19 protein-coding genes are annotated in these 20,641 nt (G+C 71.0%); 16 read left to right on the top strand and 3 right to left on the bottom strand.

Annotation, left to right across the window (positions count from 1 at the left end; genetic code table 11):
* Window positions 1-208: 208 nt before the first annotated feature.
* A complete protein-coding gene (locus VK923_14980) occupies window positions 209-880 on the bottom strand; it encodes a TlpA disulfide reductase family protein (GenBank protein ID HSJ45977.1) in 672 nt (223 codons plus the stop codon).
* Window positions 881-920: 40 nt separating this feature from the next.
* Entirely contained in the window at window positions 921-1,490 is a 570-nt protein-coding gene (locus tag VK923_14975) for a disulfide oxidoreductase (protein ID HSJ45976.1), read from the bottom strand.
* 214 nt (window positions 1,491-1,704) lie between these two features.
* Here VK923_14975 and VK923_14970 point away from each other — a divergent pair, with 214 nt between their 5' ends.
* The 13 genes from VK923_14970 to VK923_14910 all read left to right on the top strand — a co-directional run bounded on the left by VK923_14970 (window position 1,705) and on the right by VK923_14910 (window position 14,799).
* Window positions 1,705-2,055: a hypothetical protein gene (locus tag VK923_14970; protein HSJ45975.1), complete on the top strand. Its 351-nt coding sequence runs from the start codon at window positions 1,705-1,707 to the stop codon at window positions 2,053-2,055.
* 31 nt (window positions 2,056-2,086) lie between these two features.
* Window positions 2,087-3,190 (top strand): zinc-dependent metalloprotease, encoded by a 1,104-nt coding sequence (locus tag VK923_14965; GenBank protein ID HSJ45974.1) that lies wholly within the window; start codon window positions 2,087-2,089, stop codon window positions 3,188-3,190.
* Window positions 3,191-3,193: 3 nt separating this feature from the next.
* Window positions 3,194-4,831, top strand: coding sequence for a tRNA lysidine(34) synthetase TilS (gene tilS, locus VK923_14960; protein ID HSJ45973.1), 1,638 nt, complete (start codon window positions 3,194-3,196; stop codon window positions 4,829-4,831).
* A gap of 64 nt (window positions 4,832-4,895) precedes the next feature.
* Window positions 4,896-5,468, top strand: coding sequence for a hypoxanthine phosphoribosyltransferase (gene hpt, locus VK923_14955; GenBank protein ID HSJ45972.1), 573 nt, complete (start codon window positions 4,896-4,898; stop codon window positions 5,466-5,468).
* A gap of 200 nt (window positions 5,469-5,668) precedes the next feature.
* Window positions 5,669-7,618 carry an ATP-dependent zinc metalloprotease FtsH gene (gene ftsH / locus VK923_14950; protein HSJ45971.1) on the top strand — a complete coding sequence of 650 codons (1,950 nt, stop codon included), beginning with the start codon at window positions 5,669-5,671 and terminating at the stop codon, window positions 7,616-7,618.
* Window positions 7,611-8,276, top strand: a complete 666-nt coding sequence (gene folE / locus VK923_14945) for a GTP cyclohydrolase I FolE (GenBank protein ID HSJ45970.1) — start codon at window positions 7,611-7,613, stop codon at window positions 8,274-8,276. The genes ftsH and folE overlap by 8 nt, the downstream gene beginning before the upstream one ends.
* Window positions 8,277-8,370: 94 nt before the next feature.
* Complete coding sequence (folP, locus tag VK923_14940) at window positions 8,371-9,465, top strand: dihydropteroate synthase (protein HSJ45969.1); 1,095 nt, start codon at window positions 8,371-8,373, stop codon at window positions 9,463-9,465.
* 41 nt (window positions 9,466-9,506) lie between these two features.
* Window positions 9,507-9,938 carry a dihydroneopterin aldolase gene (gene folB, locus VK923_14935; GenBank protein HSJ45968.1) on the top strand — a complete coding sequence of 144 codons (432 nt, stop codon included), beginning with the start codon at window positions 9,507-9,509 and terminating at the stop codon, window positions 9,936-9,938.
* Between the two features lie 96 nt (window positions 9,939-10,034).
* Window positions 10,035-10,565 (top strand): 2-amino-4-hydroxy-6-hydroxymethyldihydropteridine diphosphokinase, encoded by a 531-nt coding sequence (gene folK / locus VK923_14930; protein ID HSJ45967.1) that lies wholly within the window; start codon window positions 10,035-10,037, stop codon window positions 10,563-10,565.
* A complete protein-coding gene (locus VK923_14925; protein HSJ45966.1) occupies window positions 10,562-11,449 on the top strand; it encodes a Rossmann-like and DUF2520 domain-containing protein in 888 nt (295 codons plus the stop codon). Before folK ends, VK923_14925 begins: the two co-directional genes overlap by 4 nt.
* 5 nt (window positions 11,450-11,454) lie before the next feature.
* On the top strand, window positions 11,455-12,447 hold the full coding sequence (gene panC / locus VK923_14920; GenBank protein HSJ45965.1) for a pantoate--beta-alanine ligase: 993 nt from the start codon (window positions 11,455-11,457) through the stop codon (window positions 12,445-12,447).
* Window positions 12,447-13,217 carry a type III pantothenate kinase gene (locus VK923_14915; protein HSJ45964.1) on the top strand — a complete coding sequence of 257 codons (771 nt, stop codon included), beginning with the start codon at window positions 12,447-12,449 and terminating at the stop codon, window positions 13,215-13,217. Before panC ends, VK923_14915 begins: the two co-directional genes overlap by 1 nt.
* A gap of 85 nt (window positions 13,218-13,302) precedes the next feature.
* Entirely contained in the window at window positions 13,303-14,799 is a 1,497-nt protein-coding gene (locus VK923_14910; protein HSJ45963.1) for a hypothetical protein, read from the top strand.
* 514 nt (window positions 14,800-15,313) lie between these two features.
* Here the strand turns inward: VK923_14910 and VK923_14905 are convergent.
* Window positions 15,314-16,774, bottom strand: coding sequence for an Nramp family divalent metal transporter (locus VK923_14905; protein HSJ45962.1), 1,461 nt, complete (start codon window positions 16,772-16,774; stop codon window positions 15,314-15,316).
* A gap of 202 nt (window positions 16,775-16,976) precedes the next feature.
* Here VK923_14905 and VK923_14900 point away from each other — a divergent pair, with 202 nt between their 5' ends.
* From VK923_14900 to VK923_14890, 3 genes are all read left to right on the top strand, one after another.
* The gene (locus tag VK923_14900; GenBank protein ID HSJ45961.1) at window positions 16,977-17,873 is read left to right on the top strand and encodes an NAD(P)-dependent oxidoreductase; all 897 of its coding nucleotides are present in this window, start codon (window positions 16,977-16,979) and stop codon (window positions 17,871-17,873) included.
* Window positions 17,874-18,012: 139 nt separating this feature from the next.
* Window positions 18,013-19,467 carry an FAD-linked oxidase C-terminal domain-containing protein gene (locus tag VK923_14895; protein ID HSJ45960.1) on the top strand — a complete coding sequence of 485 codons (1,455 nt, stop codon included), beginning with the start codon at window positions 18,013-18,015 and terminating at the stop codon, window positions 19,465-19,467.
* Entirely contained in the window at window positions 19,464-20,639 is a 1,176-nt protein-coding gene (locus VK923_14890; protein HSJ45959.1) for an FAD-binding protein, read from the top strand. Before VK923_14895 ends, VK923_14890 begins: the two co-directional genes overlap by 4 nt.
* Window positions 20,640-20,641 lie beyond the last annotated feature (2 nt).

The following is a 20,641-nucleotide window of genomic DNA, read 5'->3' as shown; positions in this document are numbered from 1 at the left end:
TGCGGTTCTGTTTGGCGGAGCCGGTCGTCCAGTCGCTTGCGGAACCAGGCCCCGCACTATCCGGGTTGGCCGCGGCCGGCATCGCCGATGGCTGCACGCCGTGCAGCTTCTGTCCGGCCGACGCGGTCACCCGGGGGCAGATCGCGACGTTCCTCGACCGGACGACGGCCCTACCTGACGGCACGGCGACGTCCGTCGGTGTCGTCGCCTACTGGGCGAGCCCGCCGATGCGCTCGGTGAGCTGGTCGGGCGTGGTCTCACCGCTCCAGCGCTGCACGACCTTGCCGTCGCCGTCGACGAGCACCCAGTAGGGATAGTTCGTCAGGCCGTAGGCACGTGCCGCGCTGTTGTCGCCGTCGACGAGAGTCTCGGCCGGGAACTCCTCGCGCTCGAGCCAGTCCTGCGGCGGGTAGTTCGGGCGGTTGCGGTCGATGCCCGTGGTCACACCCACCAGCTCGACCCCCTCGGGCAGGTTGCCTTCCTCGACCCACTGGGTGACAGTCGGCACCTCCCGCTGGCAGTGGGGGCACCAGTGCGCGAGGAACACGATCGCCTTGGACGTGCCGTCACCCGGCTCGATCGTCATCGGCTCACCGGTGACCGACGTGCCCGAGAGCTCAGGCGCCTGGCGGCCGACCGCCCCGTCGAGCCCGGTGTTGTACGGTGCAAGCGCGTCGCCCGAAACGCTGGCGTCGGTGATCTCGGCGGCCGGCCCCGTGGAGCGGGACACGAACGCGAGCACGCCGAAGAGCACGACGAGCCCGCCCAGGAACACCCACACGAAGGTGTTGCTGCGCCGCGCGGACCGGCGCCCGCGTGACCGGTTGCGCGACTTCGCCGACGGGCGGTTCTTCTTCGAGCGGCTGGACGTCGTCGTCATCTCAGATCACCTGTCGCTGTCATGGCCTGCATCGATCCTGTCACGCCACGCCGGCCTGAGCCGGCTCGCGGTCATCGTTGTCGATCGCTGTCGCGATTGTCGCCGCCCACAGCATGGCACTGATCGCCAGGAAGCCCGACAGGGCCATGAACGGGATCGACACGAACCCGAACTCGCGGACGAAGACCGCGGTGCACGGGTTGTCGACCGCGCACGCGGTCGCGTCGAGGTCGGGTACCCACTGGATCACGTAGTGGTACAGCGAAATCACCGCGCCGCTGCCGGCCAGGACCCACGCGTACACGCGGATCCCGAGATCGCGGCGCACCGCAGCGATCCCGAGGATCGGAGCGAGCGGGTACATCGCGATCCGCTGGTACCAGCACAGCGTGCACGGCGGGTAGCCCAGCACCTCCGAGAAGACCAGGCTGCCCACCATGGAGGTGGTGGCCACCACCGCTGCCAGGGGCAGCGCCGCAGGCGCCAGGTCCGCGAGCAGGCCGGCGGCGGGACCGTCGGGATCCCGCCGAGCTGCGATCGTCGTTACCACGATCGCAGCCGCACCGACCAGTGCGGTCAGCGCGAGCGACGAGAAGAAGAACGCTGCCATTCGGTATGCTCTCGACTGCGTCGTGACGGGCGCCAGCGTCGTCGTACGACCGCAGATGGTACGTCGAGGCGGCCGACGGCACCGGAGTGGTGGGTCGCCACAGCGTACGGGACGTGATCGCGGATCGCCGCCCGCCGTCTGCCGATGGCCGCCAGCCGCTACACTCCGCGGTCACCACACCGCGCACCACGACGTCACAGCAGCGGAGGAGCACATGACTGCGCACGACATGGACACGGCGCCGTCGCGCCCTTTGCGGCGGCTGCTCGCGCTCGTGCTCGTGGTGCTCGCCGTGGCCGCCGTGTCCGCTCCCGCGGCGCGGGCGACCGAGGAGGCCTCAGCGCCGGCCGACGAGGAGGGCCTGACCTACGAGCAGCTGCAGCAGGGGTCGTCCCAGCAGGCGCAGGAGTTCTTCCCGGAGGCCTACGAGGAACCGTCGTTCTTCCAGTGGATCTCGGTGCCGGTGATGCTCGGCGGACTCGTGATCGCAGTGGCGCTGCTCTTCGCCTACCTGTGGTGGCAGCCGAAGTTCGCCGCGGAGCGTCGCGAGAAGCAACGACGGTAGGGGCGTTCATGGATGTCGCAGCGGGGCAGGCATGACGCAGCTGCCTTCGCGCCTGTCAGGTGGTCCGGCGGGGCCGCTGGCCGACTGGGCGCTGGCGGAGCGTGTCGCGAAGCTGATCGCGCTGCGCGTCCAGCCCGACGTCACCCGCGGCGAGGTCGACCGGCTGCGCGCCGAGCTGCGCGACACCGCCGTGCGCGCCGACGGGTTGGCGCGCGAGGTCACGGGCCTTGGAGGCGACCTGCCGCCGGCCTCGGTCCGCGTCGTGGGACGGATCGCCTGGCTGCGCAGCAACCTGGCCAGCATCGCGTGGCTGGTCGACCCGCTGGCCGAGCAGCTGATGGACCGCAGCGACGTCAACCGTGCGATCGCCAGGAAGGCGCTCGGCGCCCAACTCGGGATCGTGTTCGGGTTCCTCTCCACCAAGGTGCTGGGGCAGTATGAGGTGCTGTTGCCCAACGACGAGCGGCCCGGCCGCCTGACGCTGATCGGACCCAACCTCGTTGAGCTCGAGCGCGGGTTCCTGCCCAGCGCCAACGTCACGCCGGCGGCGTTCCGCATGGGCGTAGTGCTGCACGAGCTGGCCCACAGGCTGCAGTTCGAGGCCGTCGAGTGGATGCGGCCGACGCTGCGGGACATCGTCGACGCGTACCTGTCGGAGACCCGGCTGGATGCCGACCGGCTGCGCACCGTCGTCGACCGGCTCGGCGACCTGCTGCGGTCGGCCCGCGAGGGACTCAACATGCAGCAGTTCCTCGAGGCGGTCCTCACGCCGGCGCAGCGCCAGCTGATGGATCGCGCGCAGGGTATGATGTCGCTGCTCGAGGGCCACGGCAACGTCGTCATGGACTGGGGTGCGCAGGTCCTGGAGGAGCGCGATCCCACCGGCATCAGCGTGGCGGGCGTCCGGCAGGCCCTCAACGAGCGTCGCAGGCGTGGGGCGGACCGGATGCTGTTCCGGCTGCTGGGCCTGTCGATGAAGGCCAAGCAGTATTCGCGGGGCGAGGAGTTCATCCTGCAGATCGAGCGTGACCACGGTCGCGATGTGTTCAACCGTGTGTGGCAGGACCCGGGCAACCTGCCGACGCACGCTGAGCTCGACCATCCCGACCAGTGGGTCCAGCGCGTGTCCGGCTAGCACATGAGCGCCGCCCCGGAATCCGGTCGTAGGGCGCTGGCGAGCGCCAGCGAGCCGGAGGGTGGGGATCGAGCGGCGCTGGTCGCAGCGAAGCGTCCCACGGCGTCCAGCGCGGCGTCACGGCAGCAGGCTGCCCGCCGGGTCGGCGCGCTGCCGGCCGGGCTGTCGCGCGACGCGATGGTCGACGAGGTCGTAAGGGCCTGCGCGCCGGTGCCGAAGGGCGCGACCGCGCTAATGGCCGTGTCCGGCGGCCCCGACTCGACCGCGATGGCGCACCTGGTCAGCATCGGACGTCCAGACCTCGATCTCGAGCTGGTCCACGTGCGCCACGGGCTGCGCGACGACGCGTCCGACGCGGCGACCGCGGCCGCGCACGCCGCCGCGCTCGAGGCGAGGTACCACGAGGACCGGGTGGAGGTCCTCGCAGGCCGCCTCGGCCCGGAGGCAGCAGCGCGGGAGGCCCGCTACGACGCGCTGTTCACTCGTGCGGCGGCGGCCTCCGTGCGCTGGGTCATGATCGGCCACACGGCCGACGACCAGGCCGAGACCGTGCTGATGAACCTCGTGCGTGGCGCCGGCCTGCGCGGCATCGGCGGCATGCGCCCGCTGCGCTCCCAGCACGGTGTGCGCCTGCTGCGGCCGCTTCTGCGCATCCGCCGGGACGACGTGGCGTCGTTCATCGTCGGCGAGGGTCTGCCGGCGGTCGCCGATCCGACGAACCGGGACCCCGACCAGAGGCGTGCGCGCGCTCGCCACGACGTGCTGCCGGTCCTCGAGCGCCTCGCCGGTGGCCCCGGTGACGTCGTCGGAGCGTTGAACCGCATGGCGGAGCTGGCCCGCATCGACACCGACGCGCTCGATGCGCTGGCGGCGCAGCACACCGCGCAGCTGACCGTGGCGTGGGGGGTCACCCGCGCGGTCCGCCTCGACCTCATGCGGCGGCTGCCGCGTGCCCTGTCGACCCGCGTGCTCCGGACGACCGCCGCCGCCGTGGGTGCCGGTGACCTGCCGGCAGACGCGGTCGCGCGCATCATCGCGCTGCGGCCCGGCGAGGCGCTGCACCTGACGACCGGCGCCCTGGTGTCGTGCGGTGGCGGTTGGCTGGGCTTCGCACCAGGAGCAGTGCAGCCGCTGCGGCCGGAGGTGCTGACCGTGCCCGGGACCACGACACTGCCCCAGCTCGGGCTCGACGTCCACGTCGAGTGGCCGTGGCCGCTCGCGCCGTCGGCCGATCCGGCACAGCTCGACCTGGGTCCGCCCGCGCCCGCCACGGTCGACGAGGTCGAGGACGAGGAGCCACCCGGCGTGCTCGCCCAGGCGCCACCCGGGCCCGGCCCGCGCGCCCGCATGTGGGCAGTGTTCCCAGACGACGTCAGCGGTGCGCTCGCCCACGGGGTCGACGTCTCGGTGCGCGCCCGGCGGGACGGCGACAGGCTGCGGTGCGGGGGCGGGGTGCGCAAGCTGCAGGACCTGCTGGTCGACGCACACGTCCCCCGCGCCTGTCGTGACCTGGTGCCGATCGTCGTCGACGAGCGCGACGAGCCGCTGTGGGTGCCTGGCGTCGCGCAGCGCGCGTGCGACGGTGAGGCCGCAGCGGGCATGAGAATGTGGGTGGCTCCGACGACGACGGGACTGACATGACCTCGGGTAGCGCAGCGATGGGCGAAGCGTGGGCCGCTCCCAGCGCAGTGGCGGGCCGCGTCGGATGAGCTCGGGCCGCGACGTCGCACGGTCCGTGTTCGCCGGTGACATCGAGGACGTCCTTATCGAAGGTGCGCGCCTCCAGGAGCGGCTGCGAGAGCTCGCGGCCGAGATCGGGCGGGACTACGCCGGCCAGCGCCTGCTGCTGGTCGGGGTGCTCAAGGGCGCGTTCATGGTGATGGCGGACCTCGCGCGCTACCTCGATCTGCCGGTCGAGGTCGACTTCATGGCAGTCTCCAGCTACGGGTCGGCGACCAAGACGTCCGGCGTCGTGCGGATCCTGAAGGACCTCGAGCGCGACATCGCCGACTACCACGTGCTCGTGGTCGAAGACATCGTCGACTCGGGACTCACCCTGAAGTACCTGCTGCGCAACCTCGCGGCCCGCAACCCGCGGTCGCTCGAGGTCCTCGCACTGCTCGCAAAGCCCGATTCGACGCAGCCCGAGCTGCGCGTGCGCTACCTCGGCTTCGAGGTGCCTGACGTGTTCGTGGTCGGCTACGGGCTCGACTACTCCGAGCGGTACCGCAACCTCGACTGCATCGCCACGCTCGCACCGCGGGTCTACTCGAGCTGATCCGCGCGCATCGCCGAACCGGCGCAGAGGCGGCGGACCACCGCCTGAGGCCACCTTCGAAGGCCGACGGGCAGGCACATTGCTACGATGAAGCGATAGCCATGGCTGCGCCACCTGTTCGGTGGGCCGCGACGGCAGGACAGCGAACGTGCGGCGGTCGCGCAGGAGGGCCACGGCGGACGAGGCCGGTGAAGGGGACGATGAACGTTCAGAAGTTCGCGCGAGCACCGTTCGTCTGGATCCCGGTGCTGTTCATCGCGGCCTACGCGCTGGTCGCGGTGTTCGGTCGCCCCGGTGCGCCGGAGCCCATCGCCTACAACGAGTTCCTGGAACAGGCTGAGGCCGGCAATGTCGCGAACTACACGGACTACGTCCGCGACGGCCGCCTCGAGGGCGAGCTGGCCAACGGCGAACGCTACACGACCGCCTACAACCCCGAGCTGAACCGCGAGGAGCTCGCGGACGTCCTCGCCGACGTGCGGGGCAGGGAGTCCTTCGAGACCGCCGAGGTCGACAACCAGAGCGGCAGCGTGCTCGTCTCGATCCTCATCAACCTGCTGCCGCTGGTGTTGATCTTCGGGCTGTTCTTCTTCCTGATGAACCAGATGCAGGGCGGGAGCCGGCTGACGAGCTTCGGCAAGTCCAAGGCCAAGCTGGTCAACAAGGACGCGCCGAAGGTCACGTTCGACGACGTCGCCGGTGCCGGTGAGGCAGTCGAGGAGCTGCGTGAGATCAAGGAGTTCCTCGAGGATCCGTCGAAGTTCCAGCAGATGGGCGCGCGCATCCCCAAGGGCGTCCTGCTGTTCGGTCCCCCCGGGACCGGCAAGACACTGCTGGCGCGTGCGGTCGCCGGCGAGGCCGGCGTGCCCTTCTTCTCGATCTCCGGCTCGGACTTCGTCGAGATGTTCGTAGGCGTCGGAGCCAGCCGCGTGCGCGACCTGTTCGAGCAGGCGAAGGCGAACGCGCCCGCCATCATCTTCATGGACGAGATCGACGCCGTCGGCCGTCACCGCGGCGCCGGCATGGGCGGCGGGCACGACGAGCGCGAGCAGACGCTCAACCAGTTGCTCGTCGAGATGGACGGGTTCGACCTCAAGACCGGTGTCATCCTGATCGCGGCGACCAACCGCCCCGACATCCTCGACCCGGCGCTGCTTCGCCCCGGCCGCTTCGACCGCCAGATCGTCGTTGACAGGCCCGACCTGGTCGGGCGCACGGCGATATTGGAGGTGCACGCCCGCGGCAAGCCGCTGTCCGGCGACGCCGACCTCGGGATCATCGCCCGCCGTACCCCTGGCTTCACGGGTGCCGACCTGTCGAACCTGATCAACGAGGCGGCCCTGCTGTCCGCGCGCAGCGGCAGCAAGGAGATCTCGATGGCCTCACTCGAGGACGCGATCGATCGCGTGATCGGCGGGCCCGAGCGCAAGACCCGCCTGATGGGCGACGAGGAGAAGCGTACGATCGCCTACCACGAGGGCGGCCACACGATCGTGGGCCACGCGCTCCCGCACGCCGACCCGGTGCACAAGGTCTCGATCATCCCGCGTGGGCAGGCCCTCGGGTGGACGCTGTCGCTACCGACCGAGGACAAGTACCTGGTCAGCCGCGGCGAGCTGATTGACCAGCTGGCGATGATGCTGGGCGGTCGCGTCGCCGAGGAGCTGACGATCGGCGACTTCACCACGGGTGCGTCCAACGACATCGCCAAGGCCACCGCGACGGCGCGCGACATGGTCACGCAGTACGGCATGAGCCCAACGCTCGGCCCGATCAAGCTCGGACAGCACGACGGGCAGCCGTTCCTGGGACGCGACTTCGGGCACCAGCCGGACTACTCGACCGAGATCGCCGTCGAGATCGACCGTGAGATCCGGGCGTTGATCGATGAGGCTCACGACGAGGCGCTCGAGATCCTCGTGCACAACCGCGACGTACTCGAGGAGCTCGCGGACGCCCTGATCGAGCAGGAGACCGTCGAGAAGGACGAGCTGGTCGCGATCCTCGACAAGGTGCGCGCACGACCGTCCCGTGCGATCAAGCCGCTGATGAACGGCGACTCCGGGACCGTGCCGCAGTCGACGGTCGTGACCCGCCTGAGCAGGATGGAGCGTTCCGCGGTCACCGACACCCAGGCCACGCGTGACTGAGGTCCGTGTGCACAACGACGGACGGCCGTCGCCGGTCGCACAGGACGGTCAGGCGGTGACCACCGCCGACCGGTACCCTTTCGACCACGACAAGATCACCGCCGGCGTCCGGCTGCTGCTCGAGGGGCTGGGCGTCGACCCCTCCGACCCGCGTGTGGCCGACACGCCCGACCGGGTCGCCCGGATGTACGATGAGATCTTCTCGGGCCTGCTGGTCGAGCCGGCAACCGTCATCGACAAGGTCTTCGACGCCGGGCATGGCGAGCTCGTCCTTGTGCGCGACATCGCGCTCGCCAGCGTCTGCGAGCACCACCTGGTGCCGTTCATCGGCAGGGCGCACGTCGGTTACATCCCGAACCAGCAGGGCCAGGTCACCGGGCTGTCCAAGGTCGCGCGGCTCGTCGACGTGGTCGCGCGCCGACCCAACATGCAGGAGCGGCTGACCAGCACCATCGCCGACACCCTCGTCGCGGCGCTCGAGCCGCGCGGTGTCGTCGTGGTGGTCGAGGCCGAGCACCTGTGCATGACGATGCGCGGCGTCCGCAAGCCCGGCGCCACCACCGTCACGAGCGCCGTCCGTGGCATCATCCGTGACAACCCGGCCACCCGTGCCGAGGCGATGGCACTGGCGTTCGGGTCACGACCGAGGTCCGTGTAGGTCCACGCCGTCGAGCCTAGTCCGCCTGCACACGCGGGTGCGTCGCTGACGGTCGTGTCGAGAGGGGTGGTTCGTGACGCCGTTGGTGCGCATCGTGGACGCATCGCTGGGACGCGATGCGCAGGTCCGCCTGGTCGTGTCCGGGCTCGAGGATCCCGACCGCCTGCGGACCACGTGGGCGTCGTCGGGGGCCACCGTCGAACGCATCGGTGACCGCCTGCACGCCACGTCGACGGTCGTCGCACTGGTGCGTGCCGCGGGCCGCAGCATGGACCGACCGCGTGCCGAGCGCCTGCGCGATCGTGCGATCCAGGCGGTCAACGCGTGGCTCGACCCCGAGCCGACGGTCGTGATGGGCGCCGAGGTCGTCCGCTACGGACCCCGGTGCCAGATCATGGGGATCATCAACGTCACGCCCGACTCGTTCTCCGACGGAGGCCTGCTGTACCCGGACGACCACCCGAGGCGCGCGATCGCGATGGCGCGGCGGCTGCACGAGGAGGGCGCAGCGATCATCGACGTGGGGGGCGAGTCCAGCCGTCCGGGTGCGGCGCCCGTGGCGGTCGACGACGAGCTGGCACGCGCGGTCCCGGTCGTGGCGGCCTGCGTCGAGCAGGGCATGACGGTCAGCATCGACACGGTCAAGGCCGAGGTCGCTGAGGCTGCGATCGGCGTCGGCGCGAGAATCGTCAACGACGTGTCCGGTGCCCGATACCCCGAGCTCCTCGACGTCGTCGCAGGGACGGACGTCGCATACGTGCTGATGCACACGCGGTCGACGCCGGCGGAGATGCAGCGCCACACCCACTACGACGACGTGGTCGCCGAGACCTACGAGTTCCTGGCCGAAGGCCTCGACCGCCTCCAAGCGGCAGGCATCCTGCGGGAACGCGTGGTCGTCGACCCGGGGATCGGGTTCGCCAAGGAGCTCGACCACAACCTCGCGCTGCTGCGCGAGCTGCGCCAGTTCCGTAGCCTGGCCCGCCCGGTGCTCATGGGTGCGTCACGCAAGTCGTTCATCGGGGTGCTCAACGACGCCGAACCGGACGACCGCCTCGAGGGCAGCCTCGCGACGGCGGTCCTGGCAGCCACGGCTGGTGCGGGCATCGTGCGCGTCCATGACGTCGCCGAGACCCGCCGTGCCCTGGACGTCGCGACCGCGATCGCCCACCCACGTGTGCCAGGCTGACCCGGCTGCAGCGGACCGGCGATCGGCGGTACGTTTGCACGGTGAGCGACATCGGACGGTCCCAGCGGAGGCTGGTCGACGACCGGCGGAGGTCGCGACCCCATGACCAGATCGAGATCCGCGGCCTGCGGGTGCACGGGCACCACGGTGTCCACGAGCACGAGGCCCGGGACGGCCAGCCGTTCGTGCTCGACGTCGTGCTGGACATGGACTCCCAGATCGCCGCGCGCACGGACGATCTGGACGACACGATCGACTACACCGAGCTCGTCGACCACGTCGCCGACATGGTCCGGTCCACGCGGTTCAACCTCATCGAGGCGCTCGGTGCGCACATCGCCGAGGAGCTCCTCTCGGCTCGCCGGGTCGCGGCCGTGAGCGTCACGGTGACCAAGCCGGAGGTCGAGTTCGACGAGGACGTCGACGCCGTCTCGGTGACCGTGTACCGCGCACGTCCCGTGCACGTCAGATGAGTGCGAGGAGCAACGGTCCCATCCGCGGCGTGTGCCCGTATCTTCGACCGACCCACCGCGGACGGGACCGCTGCTGCTCGCATGTCGAGCCAGGCCATGCATAGCGCGTGGGCGCCACCTGGGCGTGAGGTCTTCACCTTCCTTGGCCTGGGCAGCAACATGGGAGACCGCATGGGCCACCTCCAGGGTGGCGTCGATCTGCTGCACGCGACGCGGGGCGTCCGCGTCGACGCGGTCTCCGGCGTGTACGAGACCGCACCGGTTGGCGGTCCCGAGCAGGACCACTACCTGAACCTGGCGGTCCGCGTGGCGACGACACGTTCGCCGCACGGGCTGCTGCGCGTGTGCCATCGGGTCGAGCGGGCACACGACCGGCGGCGGTCGGTCCGCTGGGGGCCACGGACGCTCGACGTCGACATCCTTCTCTACGACGACCGGGTCATCGCGACGCGGCGCCTGCAGGTCCCACACCCCCGACTGGTCGAACGGGCCTTCGCACTGGTCCCGCTGATCGAGGTCGCACCCGGCGCGTCGCTGCCGGACGGCCGCTCGCTGGTCCAGGTCGTCGCTGGGCTCGCGCCGATCCGCGACGTCGTGATGGTGGGTCGCCAGGTGGTCGCGCCGTGACGTCGGACGACGTCGCGTCGCTGTCGGTCGGCGTGATCGGGCCCGGGCGGGTTGGTACCGCGCTGGCGTTGGCCCTCGCGGACGCCGGCCATCCGGTGGTAGCGGTTGCCGGCCGCGCCGGCATCGACGATCCCGCGGCCGCGACCTTCGCCGCGACGGTGCCGGTGAGCAGCGTGACCACGCCGGCGCGGGTCGTCGCCGTGGCGGATCTGGTCCTGCTGACGGTCGGTGACGATGCCCTGCCAGCGCTCGTCCGCGATCTGGCGACCGACGACGCGGTGCACCCCGGCGTGCGGGTCGTTCACACGTCGGGACGGCACGGCGTGGCGGTGCTGCGGCCCGTGGCGCTGGCCGGCGCGCGCGTCGTGGCATGCCACCCCGCGCAGACGTTCCCGACGCCCGCCGCCGGCCGGCGGGACCTGCCGGGCACCGCCTGGGCCGTGACCGCGGCGTCCGGTGACCGCGAATGGGCGCACGCGCTGGTCACGAGGCTCGGCGGCGACCCTGTCGACGTCCGCGAGGAGGATCGCGTGCGGTACCACGCAGCGCTGTCGGTGGGCGCCAACGGCACGAGCGCGGTCGTCGCCCTGGCCCGGGACTTGCTGTTCGCGGCCGGCATCGATGCACCCGGACGCTTCCTGACGCCGTTGGCCACCAGTTCGGCGGGCAACGCCGCCGAGCATGGCGCCGCGGCCTTGACCGGTCCGGTCCGGCGGGGGGACCGGGCCACGATCGACGCCCACCTCGCGGACCTGCGAATGGTTCTGCCCGAGGCCGTCCCGGCGTACCGTGCGCTCGCACGGCTGGCGCTGTCCTACGCTCGCCGCGCAGGGCTCGACGAGGAGCGGGCCGCCGCGATCCGCACGATCCTCGACGCGGAGTGAGGGCGATGCTGGTCACCGACGACTTCCGGACCCTGCGGGCGTGGCGGCGGGACGCCGACGGGCCCGTCGCGCTTGTGCCGACGATGGGCGCGCTGCACGCCGGCCACCTGTCGCTCGTGGCCGCCGCACGGTCACGCTGTCCGACCGTCGTCGCCAGCGTGTTCGTCAATCCGCTGCAGTTCGGCCCGGATGAGGACCTCGACAGCTATCCGCGCGACCTGCCGGGCGACCTCGACAAGCTGCGGGCGGCGGGGGTCGACGCTGTGTTCGCCCCACAGGTCGAGCAGTTCGTCGGCGACCTGGTGACGACGGTGACCGTCGATGACGTGACGAGGCGCTTCGAGGGCACGTCGCGGCCCGGCCACTTCGCCGGGGTGGCCACGATCGTGACCAAGCTGTTCAACGTGGTCGGGCCAGACGTCGCGTGCTTCGGCGAGAAGGACTACCAGCAGCTGATCACGATCGGCCGCATGGTCGCCGACCTCGACGTCCCCGTCGAGATCGTCGGGCTGCCCATCGTCCGCGACGACGACGGCCTTGCGCTGTCGAGCCGCAACGTGCGCCTGTCCGCCGACGAGCGCGTCACGGCGCTGCGGCTGTCGACCGCGCTGCGCGTCGCGGACGCGACGTGGGGCGGTGACGCCGACCGGGCTCGGGATGCGATGTGGCGGACGCTGCGGGACGGCGACGGCATCGACGTCGACTACGCTGACGTCGTCGACGAGACGACCCTCGTGCCACTGACCGGCGCGGGGCACACGTCGGGGCGGGCGCTCGTGGCCGCCCGTGTCGGCACCACCCGCCTGATCGACAACTTGCTCCTCGCGCTCCGACAGGAGCGCAGACTCGACCCACCTGCCGACGCTGACCGCGCGAGTCGCAACGGCCCAGGGGGCTCCGGGGAGCGCAGAGTTGACCGGCCTGCCGACGCTGACCGCGCGAGTCGCTACGGCCCAGGGAACCTGCGGCCAGTGGACGAGGGACTGGAGGCCCACTGATGCTGCTGGTGATGGACATCGGCAACTCACAGACGGTTGTCGGCGTGTACGACGACGAACGCCTCATGCGGCACTGGCGCGTGTCAACCGAGGCGCGGCGCACATCCGACGAGCTCGCGCTCCAGCTGGAGGGCCTGCTGACGCTGATGGACCTGTCGCTGTCGCGTCATGTCACGGGCGTGGCCATCTCGTCGGTCGTGCCACAGCTGACCGAGGCGTTTCGCCAGATGGCGGACCGGTACCTCGAGGTCGCGCCGATCGTAGTCGGTCCCGGCATCAGGACAGGCATGGCGATCCGAACCGACAACCCGCGCGAGGTCGGCGCCGACCGCCTGGTCAACGCGCTCGCCGCCTTCAACAAGTACGGCGGGCCGGGCATCGTGGTCGACTTCGGCACGGCGACCAGCTTCGACGTCTACGACGCATCGGGCGCGTTCCTTGGCGGCGCGATCGCGCCTGGCGTTCAGACGTCGATGGCGGCCCTGTCGGCCCGTGGCGCCCAGCTCGGTGCGGTCGAGCTCATCCGGCCCGTCCACGCCATCGGCCGCAGCACGGTCGAGTCGATGCAGTCCGGCGCCATCTACGGCTTCGCCGGCCAGGTCGACCGGCTGATCGAGACGATCACCGATGAGCTGCCGACGGCGCCGGTCGTCGTCGTCGCGACCGGTGGGCTTGCGCCGGCGATCACCGACGCGTGTCGCCAGATCGATCACCACGACCAGTGGCTCACGCTGCGGGGGCTACGCCTCGTATGGGAGCGCAACCGCTGAACCTGGCCCACCACCCTTCCTGTCGCGCCACGTGGTGCGGCATGCTGGGCACCCTTCGAAACGTCGTCGACCGCGAGGAGCGTGCATGCCACGGTCAGCCGTGATCGCGATCACGGTGCTGGGCGTGGCCGCTCTGCTGCTGTCCACGACGTTCGCCCTGGTGCGATCGGCGCAGCTCGCCAGCAGCCGCACGCAGATCGCCGCGTTGCGCTCCGAGCTGGCCGAGGCGCGCGAGGACACGCCGGGTGGCGACGCGGGAACGGACGCGACGGAGCCAGCGAACCCGCGCGAGGGCGGAGGGGATGGTGGGCTCGCTGATCTGTTCTCCGAGGATGGCGGGCTCGGGGGCCTGCTCGGCGGTGACGTCGAACAGCTCGCGCGCTGCATCCAGCAGGCCGGCCCGCCGGGCAGCGACGACGTCCCTGATGGCACCGCCACCGAGCAGATCGCCCAGATCTCCGACGCTGTCGAGGTGCTGCGGTCGCTGTCGTTCGACGAGGAGCCGTCGCCAGACTTCCTCGATGACGCCCGCATCACCGAGCGCCTGGCCGCGGAGGTGCGTGAGGAGTACAACGAGGCCGACGCCGACGCGGACCAGCGCATACTGACAGCCCTCGGAGCCGTGCCGCCCGGCCTTGACCTGATCGAGCTGCAGACCGACCTGCTCACCTCGCAGGTCGCCGGGTTCTACGACTCCGACACCGGTGAGCTCGTGGTGCGCGGGGACGCGTCCAGGGGCGGTCTGGATCCCGCGGCGCAGTCCACCCTTGCCCACGAGCTGGAGCACGCACTCGCCGACCAGGCCTTCGACCTACCCGTCGACATCACCGAGGACGTGACCGACAGCGATGCCGCGCTCGCCGCGCTGTCGGTTGTCGAGGGCGACGCCACGTTGACCCAGCAGCAGTTCACCGTCGTGGGCATGACCGTCGCGGAGCAGCTCGGGCTGAACGCCGACCCCGATGCCCTCGCCGCGCAGCGCCAGTTGGCCGACGTCCCCCACTACGTCGCCCAGAGCCTGCAGTTTCCCTACCTGACCGGGCTGCGGTTCACGTGCGCGCGGTACCTCGATGGCGGCTGGGAGGCGGTCGACGCAGTCTATGACGCCATCCCCACGACCAGCGCCGAGATCCTCGACCCGCAGCGGTATGGCACCCCGGCGATCGACCCGCGTGATCCCGGCCGACTGGGAGGCGACTGGGAGCGCCAGCGGACAACGACCTTTGGTGCAGCCGACCTGCTCTGGCTGTTCGAGGCGCCCGCCGGCGACACGTCACGGGCCCTCGACGAGCCGCGCCAGCGGGCGCTGGCGTGGACGGGCGGCGAGTTGGCGTTGTGGACAGACGGCGACGCCACCGCGCTGGGCGTGGCGCTGACCCAGGAGGATGACGGGGTGCTGTGTGATGCCGTGACCAGCTGGTACGAGCGCGCCTTCCCCGACGCAACCGACGCGCCCACCAGGCGCGACGAACGGATGGTGCGGGAGGGGCCTGCCCAGACCGCCGTGCTCACCTGCGCAGACACCGACGTGCGGCTCGGCATCGGACCGGATCTGAGGACGGCCCGCGCGCTGGCCCGCTGATGTTGCGGTAGGTGGGCTCGGGCTGGAGGACCGCTTCGAGGAGCTCGCCGAGGTCTACGGGCGCTGCAACGGAATGCTCGGCGGCGTCGGGCCTGCGGGACCTGCGGCGTGCGCGACCAATCGATCGAGGCTGACGGCGACCTGCAGGACGAGCGGGCGCCGGCGCGAAGATTCACTCGATCGAGGCTCCGCACGCGGGCACCGTGCGCCGCGCCGTGACGGCCAGCGGACGGCTGTCGAACCGGGCGACCTGCTGCTGGTGCTCCACCCGACCTGACCACGGCGGGCGCACGCACCTGGGTGTCTGCTGAGCCAGGCTCGCCCGGCTGCTGGCCGCACGCACCTGGGCGTCTTCTGAGCACGCCCCGTCCAGCGCGGCTCCGCGGACGCTCAGCACGTCCCGGGGGCCACGCCGAGGCTCAGATCCAGCCGAACAGCCATCCGACCGACAGGAAGGCGATCCACAAGGTCAGCGCCAACAGGAGCTTGATCCAGAACGCGCGCACGACCGTCCTCAGCCGCCGAGGAGCTGGCCGAACTGGTCGATGATCGTCACCACCGAGAAGTAGCCGAAGAACAGCACCGCCAGACCCATGACCACCAGGCGGTAGCTGCGCAACTTGATCTCGGCCGGCAGCTTGCCCCAGTTGAGCTGGATCAGCAGCCCGGAGTAGATGAACATCACCACGCCGTTGATCGACGACGAGATCACCAGGAGCACCAGCGGCGCGTCGACCACGGTCAGCAGCACGATGGCGCCGAACGCGATCTCCGCCCAGATCACCACGAAGTAGATGCGGCTCTCGGACCAGTTGTCGTTGTCGCGCAGGAAATCGACCTTCAGCACGTCGGCGGTGATGCGGCCCATGTGGTCGAGCACCCCGAGATTGGTCGACAGTAGGACGACGATGCCCGTGATCCAGAAGAACTGGCCGAACCACGGTGCGATGGCCTCCTGCAGCGCCTCACCCTCGAACCTGACGAAGTCGAAGTCCTCAGCTTCGCTGCCGGTGCCGATGGTCGCGAACGTCAACGCCGACAGCAGCAGGATCGACAGGCCACCGACCACGAGGAACAACCAGAACTGCTCTTGGTTGGCGAGCTTCCACCAGCCACGCCAGCGGCGCATGTTCTGCTCGTCGCGGTGGAAGAAGTAGCCGGTCGAGACCATCGCCTCCTCTTCGCCGGTGAACGGTGAGACGATCCTGGGGATCCGCGCGCCCATCGCCAGTCCCTTGTCGCGGATCCAGTTCGACTGGACGAGGTTGACGGTCCCGCCGGCGCCGGCGAACGCCAGCGCGCCGAGCAGGGTCGCCGTGCCGACGCCCTCGGGGATCTGCCCGAAGCTGACGACGCCCTTGCCCAGCTCGACGTAGGTCTGGCCGTCGATGGCGACGAACACCGCCGCAATGATGAACAGGACGATGACTGCGACCAGGACCATCTGGATCTTCTCGACGGCCTGGTAGACCACGGGCGAGACCGTGAGCGCGATGCCGATCGCGACCAGTGCTGCGATGGTGATGTACGGCACCGCGTCGGTGCTGGTGCCCAACACGAAGGTGAGCGCCGTCGACGCCCCGGTCGCCCATCCCGGCCATCCCCACGAGATCAAGGCCAGCAGCGCCATGACCACGCCCCACGGCCGCCACAGTCGCGTGAAGCCCGTGACCGCCGTCTCGCCGGTGGCGAGGGTGTAGCGCTCGATCTCCATGTTGATGAAGTACTGCAGCGTGATGCCGACGACCGCCATCCACATGACGACCAGGCCCACCTGCGAAGTGATGAACGGCCAGAGCACGTACTCGCCCGACCCGATCGAGGTCGCGAGGAGGATGACGCTCGGTCCGACGACCTTGCGGAACGTGGTCGGTTCCGGGAGATCTTCGTACGGGATGCCCGGCAGGTACTTCGACGGGATCTCGATCGCGAGCTCGGTGCCCACCGACCCCTGCGGCGACGTCTCCGATGCCACGGCGTCCCCCTTGTGCGACGTACCCTCTCGTATGATTGTGAAGCTACGCCGTCAGCGGCGGTCTGGCAAGGCGTCCGCCTCCTATGACGGCGGTTCCGACCATGCACGACCGGTCGCACACTGCGACCCGGTGCCCGGTGTCACTGCGACGTCGGGACGCCCACACCTCACACCGCACGAGCGATCTGGAGGAGACGACGACATGGGGATCGACCGCGTGGGCTTCATCGGGCTCGGGATCATGGGCCGCGGGATGAGCCGGAACCTGCTCGCGGCCGGGTTCGACGTGACGGTGTGGAACCGCACCCGCGAGCGCGCCGCCGAGGTCGTCGACGCGGGCGCGACGCTGGCGGGCTCGCCGGCCGAGGTCGCGGAGGCCTGCGACATCGTCGTGATCTGTGTGAGCGACACGCCCGACGTCGAGCACGTGCTCACCGGCGATGACGGCGTCATCATCGGCGCGTCGCCCGGTGACCTGGTCGTCGACTGCTCGACCATCAGCCCTCACGCGACCCGCTCCTTGGCCGGCACGCTGGCCGAGCGCGGCGTCGCGATGCTCGACGCGCCTGTCAGCGGCGGCAGCGAGGGCGCGGCGCAGGGCACGCTCAGCATCATGGTCGGGGGGCCGGCGGCGCAGTTCGAGCGTGCCCGTCGGGTGCTCGAGGCGATGGGCTCGTCGATCACGCACGTCGGCGAGGAGCACGGTGCGGGTCAGGCGGTCAAGCTCGTCAACCAGATCCTGGTGGTGCACAACATGCTCGGGATCAGCGAGGCGCTGCTGCTCGCGGCCGCCGAGGGCCTGGACCTGCAGCGCACGCTCGACGCCGTGAGCAGCGGCGCCGCCGGCAGCTGGATGCTGAGCAACCGCGGCCCGCAGGTCATCGCGCGCGACTGGTCCCCGGGCTTCACGATCGACCTGCAGCAGAAGGACCTGCGCCTCGTGCTCGAGGCCTTCGAACGGCTGCAGCTGCCGGCCCTCGGGACCGGGCTGATCAGCCAGCTCTACGCGACCCTGCAGCGCCGCGGCCTGGGTGGCGATGGCAACCATGCGCTCGTGCGGGCGCTGGAGCAGCTGGCCGGGGTCGAGGTCGGCGGCTGACGACGGCGCCGTCGGGGATCGGACCTTGACAGGGGTGAGCCGGCTCCTATCGTCTGTGTTCACCGGCGACGGCCGCGGGGACGCTCGTCCATGCGCCGACGGCCGAGGCCGGCGGACGCTGGGACGAGGGAGTCGGCCGGTGACCATCGCGCAGATCCGCGACGAGATGCTCGACCTGCTCGGTCCCGACGGCGTCATCACCGCCGGCCCCCAGCTGCGGACCTACGAGTGCGACGGGCTGACCGGCTACCGTGTGCGTCCCGCACTGGTGGTGCTGCCAACGACGACCGAGCACGTCGCGGCAGTCATCCGTGCGTGCCGGCGCACGGGCGTGCCGTTCGTGGCGCGGGGCTCGGGTACGGGCCTGTCCGGCGGTGCCTTGCCGCACGCGGACGGGGTCCTGGTGGTCCTGGCCCGGATGCGGTCGATCCTGCACGTCGACGTCGAGAACCGCTACCTGGTCGCCGAGCCGGGCGTGACCAACGCAAAGATCTCCGCGGCCGTCGCTGACCACGGCCTGTACTACGCCCCGGACCCGTCCAGCCAGATCGTGTGTTCCATCGGCGGCAACGTCGCGGAGAACTCCGGTGGCGTGCACTGCCTGAAGTACGGGTTCACGACCAACCACGTCCAGGGGCTCGAGTTCGTGACCACCGACGGCGAGGTCGTCGACCTGGGGGGACCGGTCGTCGACACCCCCGGTTACGACCTGCGCGGCGTGGTGGTCGGCTCGGAAGGCACCCTGGGCATCGCGACCAAGGTCGTGGTGCGGCTGCTGCGTCGGCCGGAGGCGGTCGAGACGCTCCTGGCCGACTTCGACACACCGCGCGAGGCCGGCGATGCGGTCACCGCGATCACGACCGCGGGGATCATGCCGGCGGGCATGGAGATGATGGATGAGCTGGCGATCCAGGCGTGCGAGGAGGACGCTCGGGTCGGGCTCAACCTGCAGGCCGGCGCGGTGCTGGTCGTCGAGCTCGACGGCCCGCGGGCCGAGGTGGCCGCGCTGTTCGGCGAGGTGCAGCGCCACTGCGAGGATGCGGGGGCCACCAACATCCGGATCGCGGAGGACGCCGCCGAGCGCGCGCTGATCTGGAAGGGACGCAAGGCCGCGTTCGCAGCGATGGGCCGGCTGTCGCGCGACTACTTCGTCCAGGACGGCGTGATTCCGCGTACCAAGCTCGGTGAGGTGCTCGAACGCATCGACGAGATGAGCACCGAGACCGGCTACCGCGTGGCCAACGTCTTCCACGCCGGCGACGGCAACCTGCACCCACTCGTGCTCTACGACGGCCGCAACGAGGGCGAGGCCGACGAGGCCGAGGAGCTGGCGATCCGCATCGTCGAGCTGTGCGTCGAGTCGGGTGGCTCGATCACGGGCGAGCACGGCGTGGGCACCGACAAGGCGTGCTCGATGCCCAAGATGTTCGGCGAGGAGGACCTCGCGCTGATGCAGCGGGTGCGAGCGGCGTTTGACCCCGACGGGATCTGCAACCCCGGCAAGCTGTTCCCGACGCCGCGGCTGTGTGGCGAGCGGCCGGGTCCGTACCGCCCGCACGCGCTCGAGCAGGCCGGCCTGGCGGAGCGGCTGTGAGCACTGGCACCGTGTCCACTGCGCGCCCAGGGAGCCTTGCGGAGACGCGCGAGGCGATCCTGGACACCGCCGGTCCACTGCTGTTCACCGGGGGTGGCACGAAGCTGGGCTGGGGCGTCGAGCCGGACGGCGTCGAGGTGATCGTCGGGACGTCCGCCATGACCGACGTGCTCGCCTACGACGCGGCCGACGCCACGGTCGCGGTGCAGGCCGGCATCACCGTGGCCGAGCTGCAGCGCACGCTGGCCGAGCACGACCAGTGGCTGGCGATCGACCCTCCGCACGTCGACGATGGTGCGACGGTCGGCGGCGTCCTGGCGAGCAACGACGCGGGGCCCCGCCGGGTCGCCCACGGCACGATGCGCGACCTCGTGATCGGCGCGACCTACGTCCTGTCCGACGGCTCGGTGGGCCGCACCGGCGGGTTCGTGATCAAGAACGTCGCCGGCTACGATATGGCCAAGCTGCTGTGCGGATCGCTCGGCACGCTGGCACTCGTGGCCGAGGTGGTCCTGCGGGTCCACCCCCGACCGCAGACCTCCGCGACGCTGCGGCTGCCGGCAGGTGCGGCGAAGGCCGCCCGCGCCGCGGTCGCAGTGGGCGCCGCGCCCATCGAGCCCGCCGCATTCGAGTGGTCGGACGCCACGCTGTGGATCCGGTTCGCGGGACACGGCGACGCGGTACGTGACCAGATCGAGCGGACTGCCGCGCTGCTGGGTGACGGCCGCGGGGACACCGACGTGCTGGCCGGCGAGGACGAGGCCACCGCGTGGGACCGGCTGACGGCGGACCTTGCCGGCCACCAGGGCGAGACGGTCGTGCGCGGCGCGTGCCTGCCGAGCCGCCTGCCCGAGGCCGCCAGGTCGTGCGCGGCGGCCGCCGACGAGGCCGGCGTCGACGTCGCGCTGCAGGCGACGGTGCCACTGGGCGTCCTGACCGCGCGCGTCGCCGGTGGCGACGCCGCAGCGCACGCCGGCTTCGTCGAGACGTGGCGCGGTTGGCTGGCCGCCGACGGCGGCCACGCCGTCGTGCGCCGCACGGCCGACGGCGTGGCTGACGTCGTCGACGTCTGGGGTCCGCTACCGTCGGCCATCGGCCTCATGCGCCGCGTCAAGCAGCAGCTCGACCCCGATGGGCGGTGTGCCCCGGGGCGCTTCGTGGGAGGGATCTGAGC

This window comes from Euzebyales bacterium (assembly GCA_035461305.1).
GTDB lineage: Bacteria > Actinomycetota > Nitriliruptoria > Euzebyales > JAHELV01 > JAHELV01.
This window is presented reverse-complemented; position numbering and strand designations above follow the sequence as displayed.

Bases quoted from the DNA above. Each gene is read 5' to 3' on its own strand.
- VK923_14980 (HSJ45977.1), bottom strand. From the start codon at position 880: ATGACGACGACGTCCAGCCGCTCGAAGAAGAACCGCCCGTCGGCGAAG.
- VK923_14975 (HSJ45976.1), bottom strand. From the start codon at position 1,490: ATGGCAGCGTTCTTCTTCTCGTCGCTCGCGCTGACCGCACTGGTCGGT.
- panC (HSJ45965.1), top strand. From the start codon at position 11,455: ATGCTGGTCACCGACGACTTCCGGACCCTGCGGGCGTGGCGGCGGGAC.
- ftsH (HSJ45971.1), top strand. From the start codon at position 5,669: ATGAACGTTCAGAAGTTCGCGCGAGCACCGTTCGTCTGGATCCCGGTG.
- VK923_14970 (HSJ45975.1), top strand. From the start codon at position 1,705: ATGACTGCGCACGACATGGACACGGCGCCGTCGCGCCCTTTGCGGCGG.
- VK923_14915 (HSJ45964.1), top strand. From the start codon at position 12,447: ATGCTGCTGGTGATGGACATCGGCAACTCACAGACGGTTGTCGGCGTG.
- tilS (HSJ45973.1), top strand. From the start codon at position 3,194: ATGAGCGCCGCCCCGGAATCCGGTCGTAGGGCGCTGGCGAGCGCCAGC.
- folK (HSJ45967.1), top strand. From the start codon at position 10,035: ATGCATAGCGCGTGGGCGCCACCTGGGCGTGAGGTCTTCACCTTCCTT.
- VK923_14910 (HSJ45963.1), top strand. From the start codon at position 13,303: ATGCCACGGTCAGCCGTGATCGCGATCACGGTGCTGGGCGTGGCCGCT.
- hpt (HSJ45972.1), top strand. From the start codon at position 4,896: ATGAGCTCGGGCCGCGACGTCGCACGGTCCGTGTTCGCCGGTGACATC.
- VK923_14900 (HSJ45961.1), top strand. From the start codon at position 16,977: ATGGGGATCGACCGCGTGGGCTTCATCGGGCTCGGGATCATGGGCCGC.
- VK923_14965 (HSJ45974.1), top strand. From the start codon at position 2,087: ATGACGCAGCTGCCTTCGCGCCTGTCAGGTGGTCCGGCGGGGCCGCTG.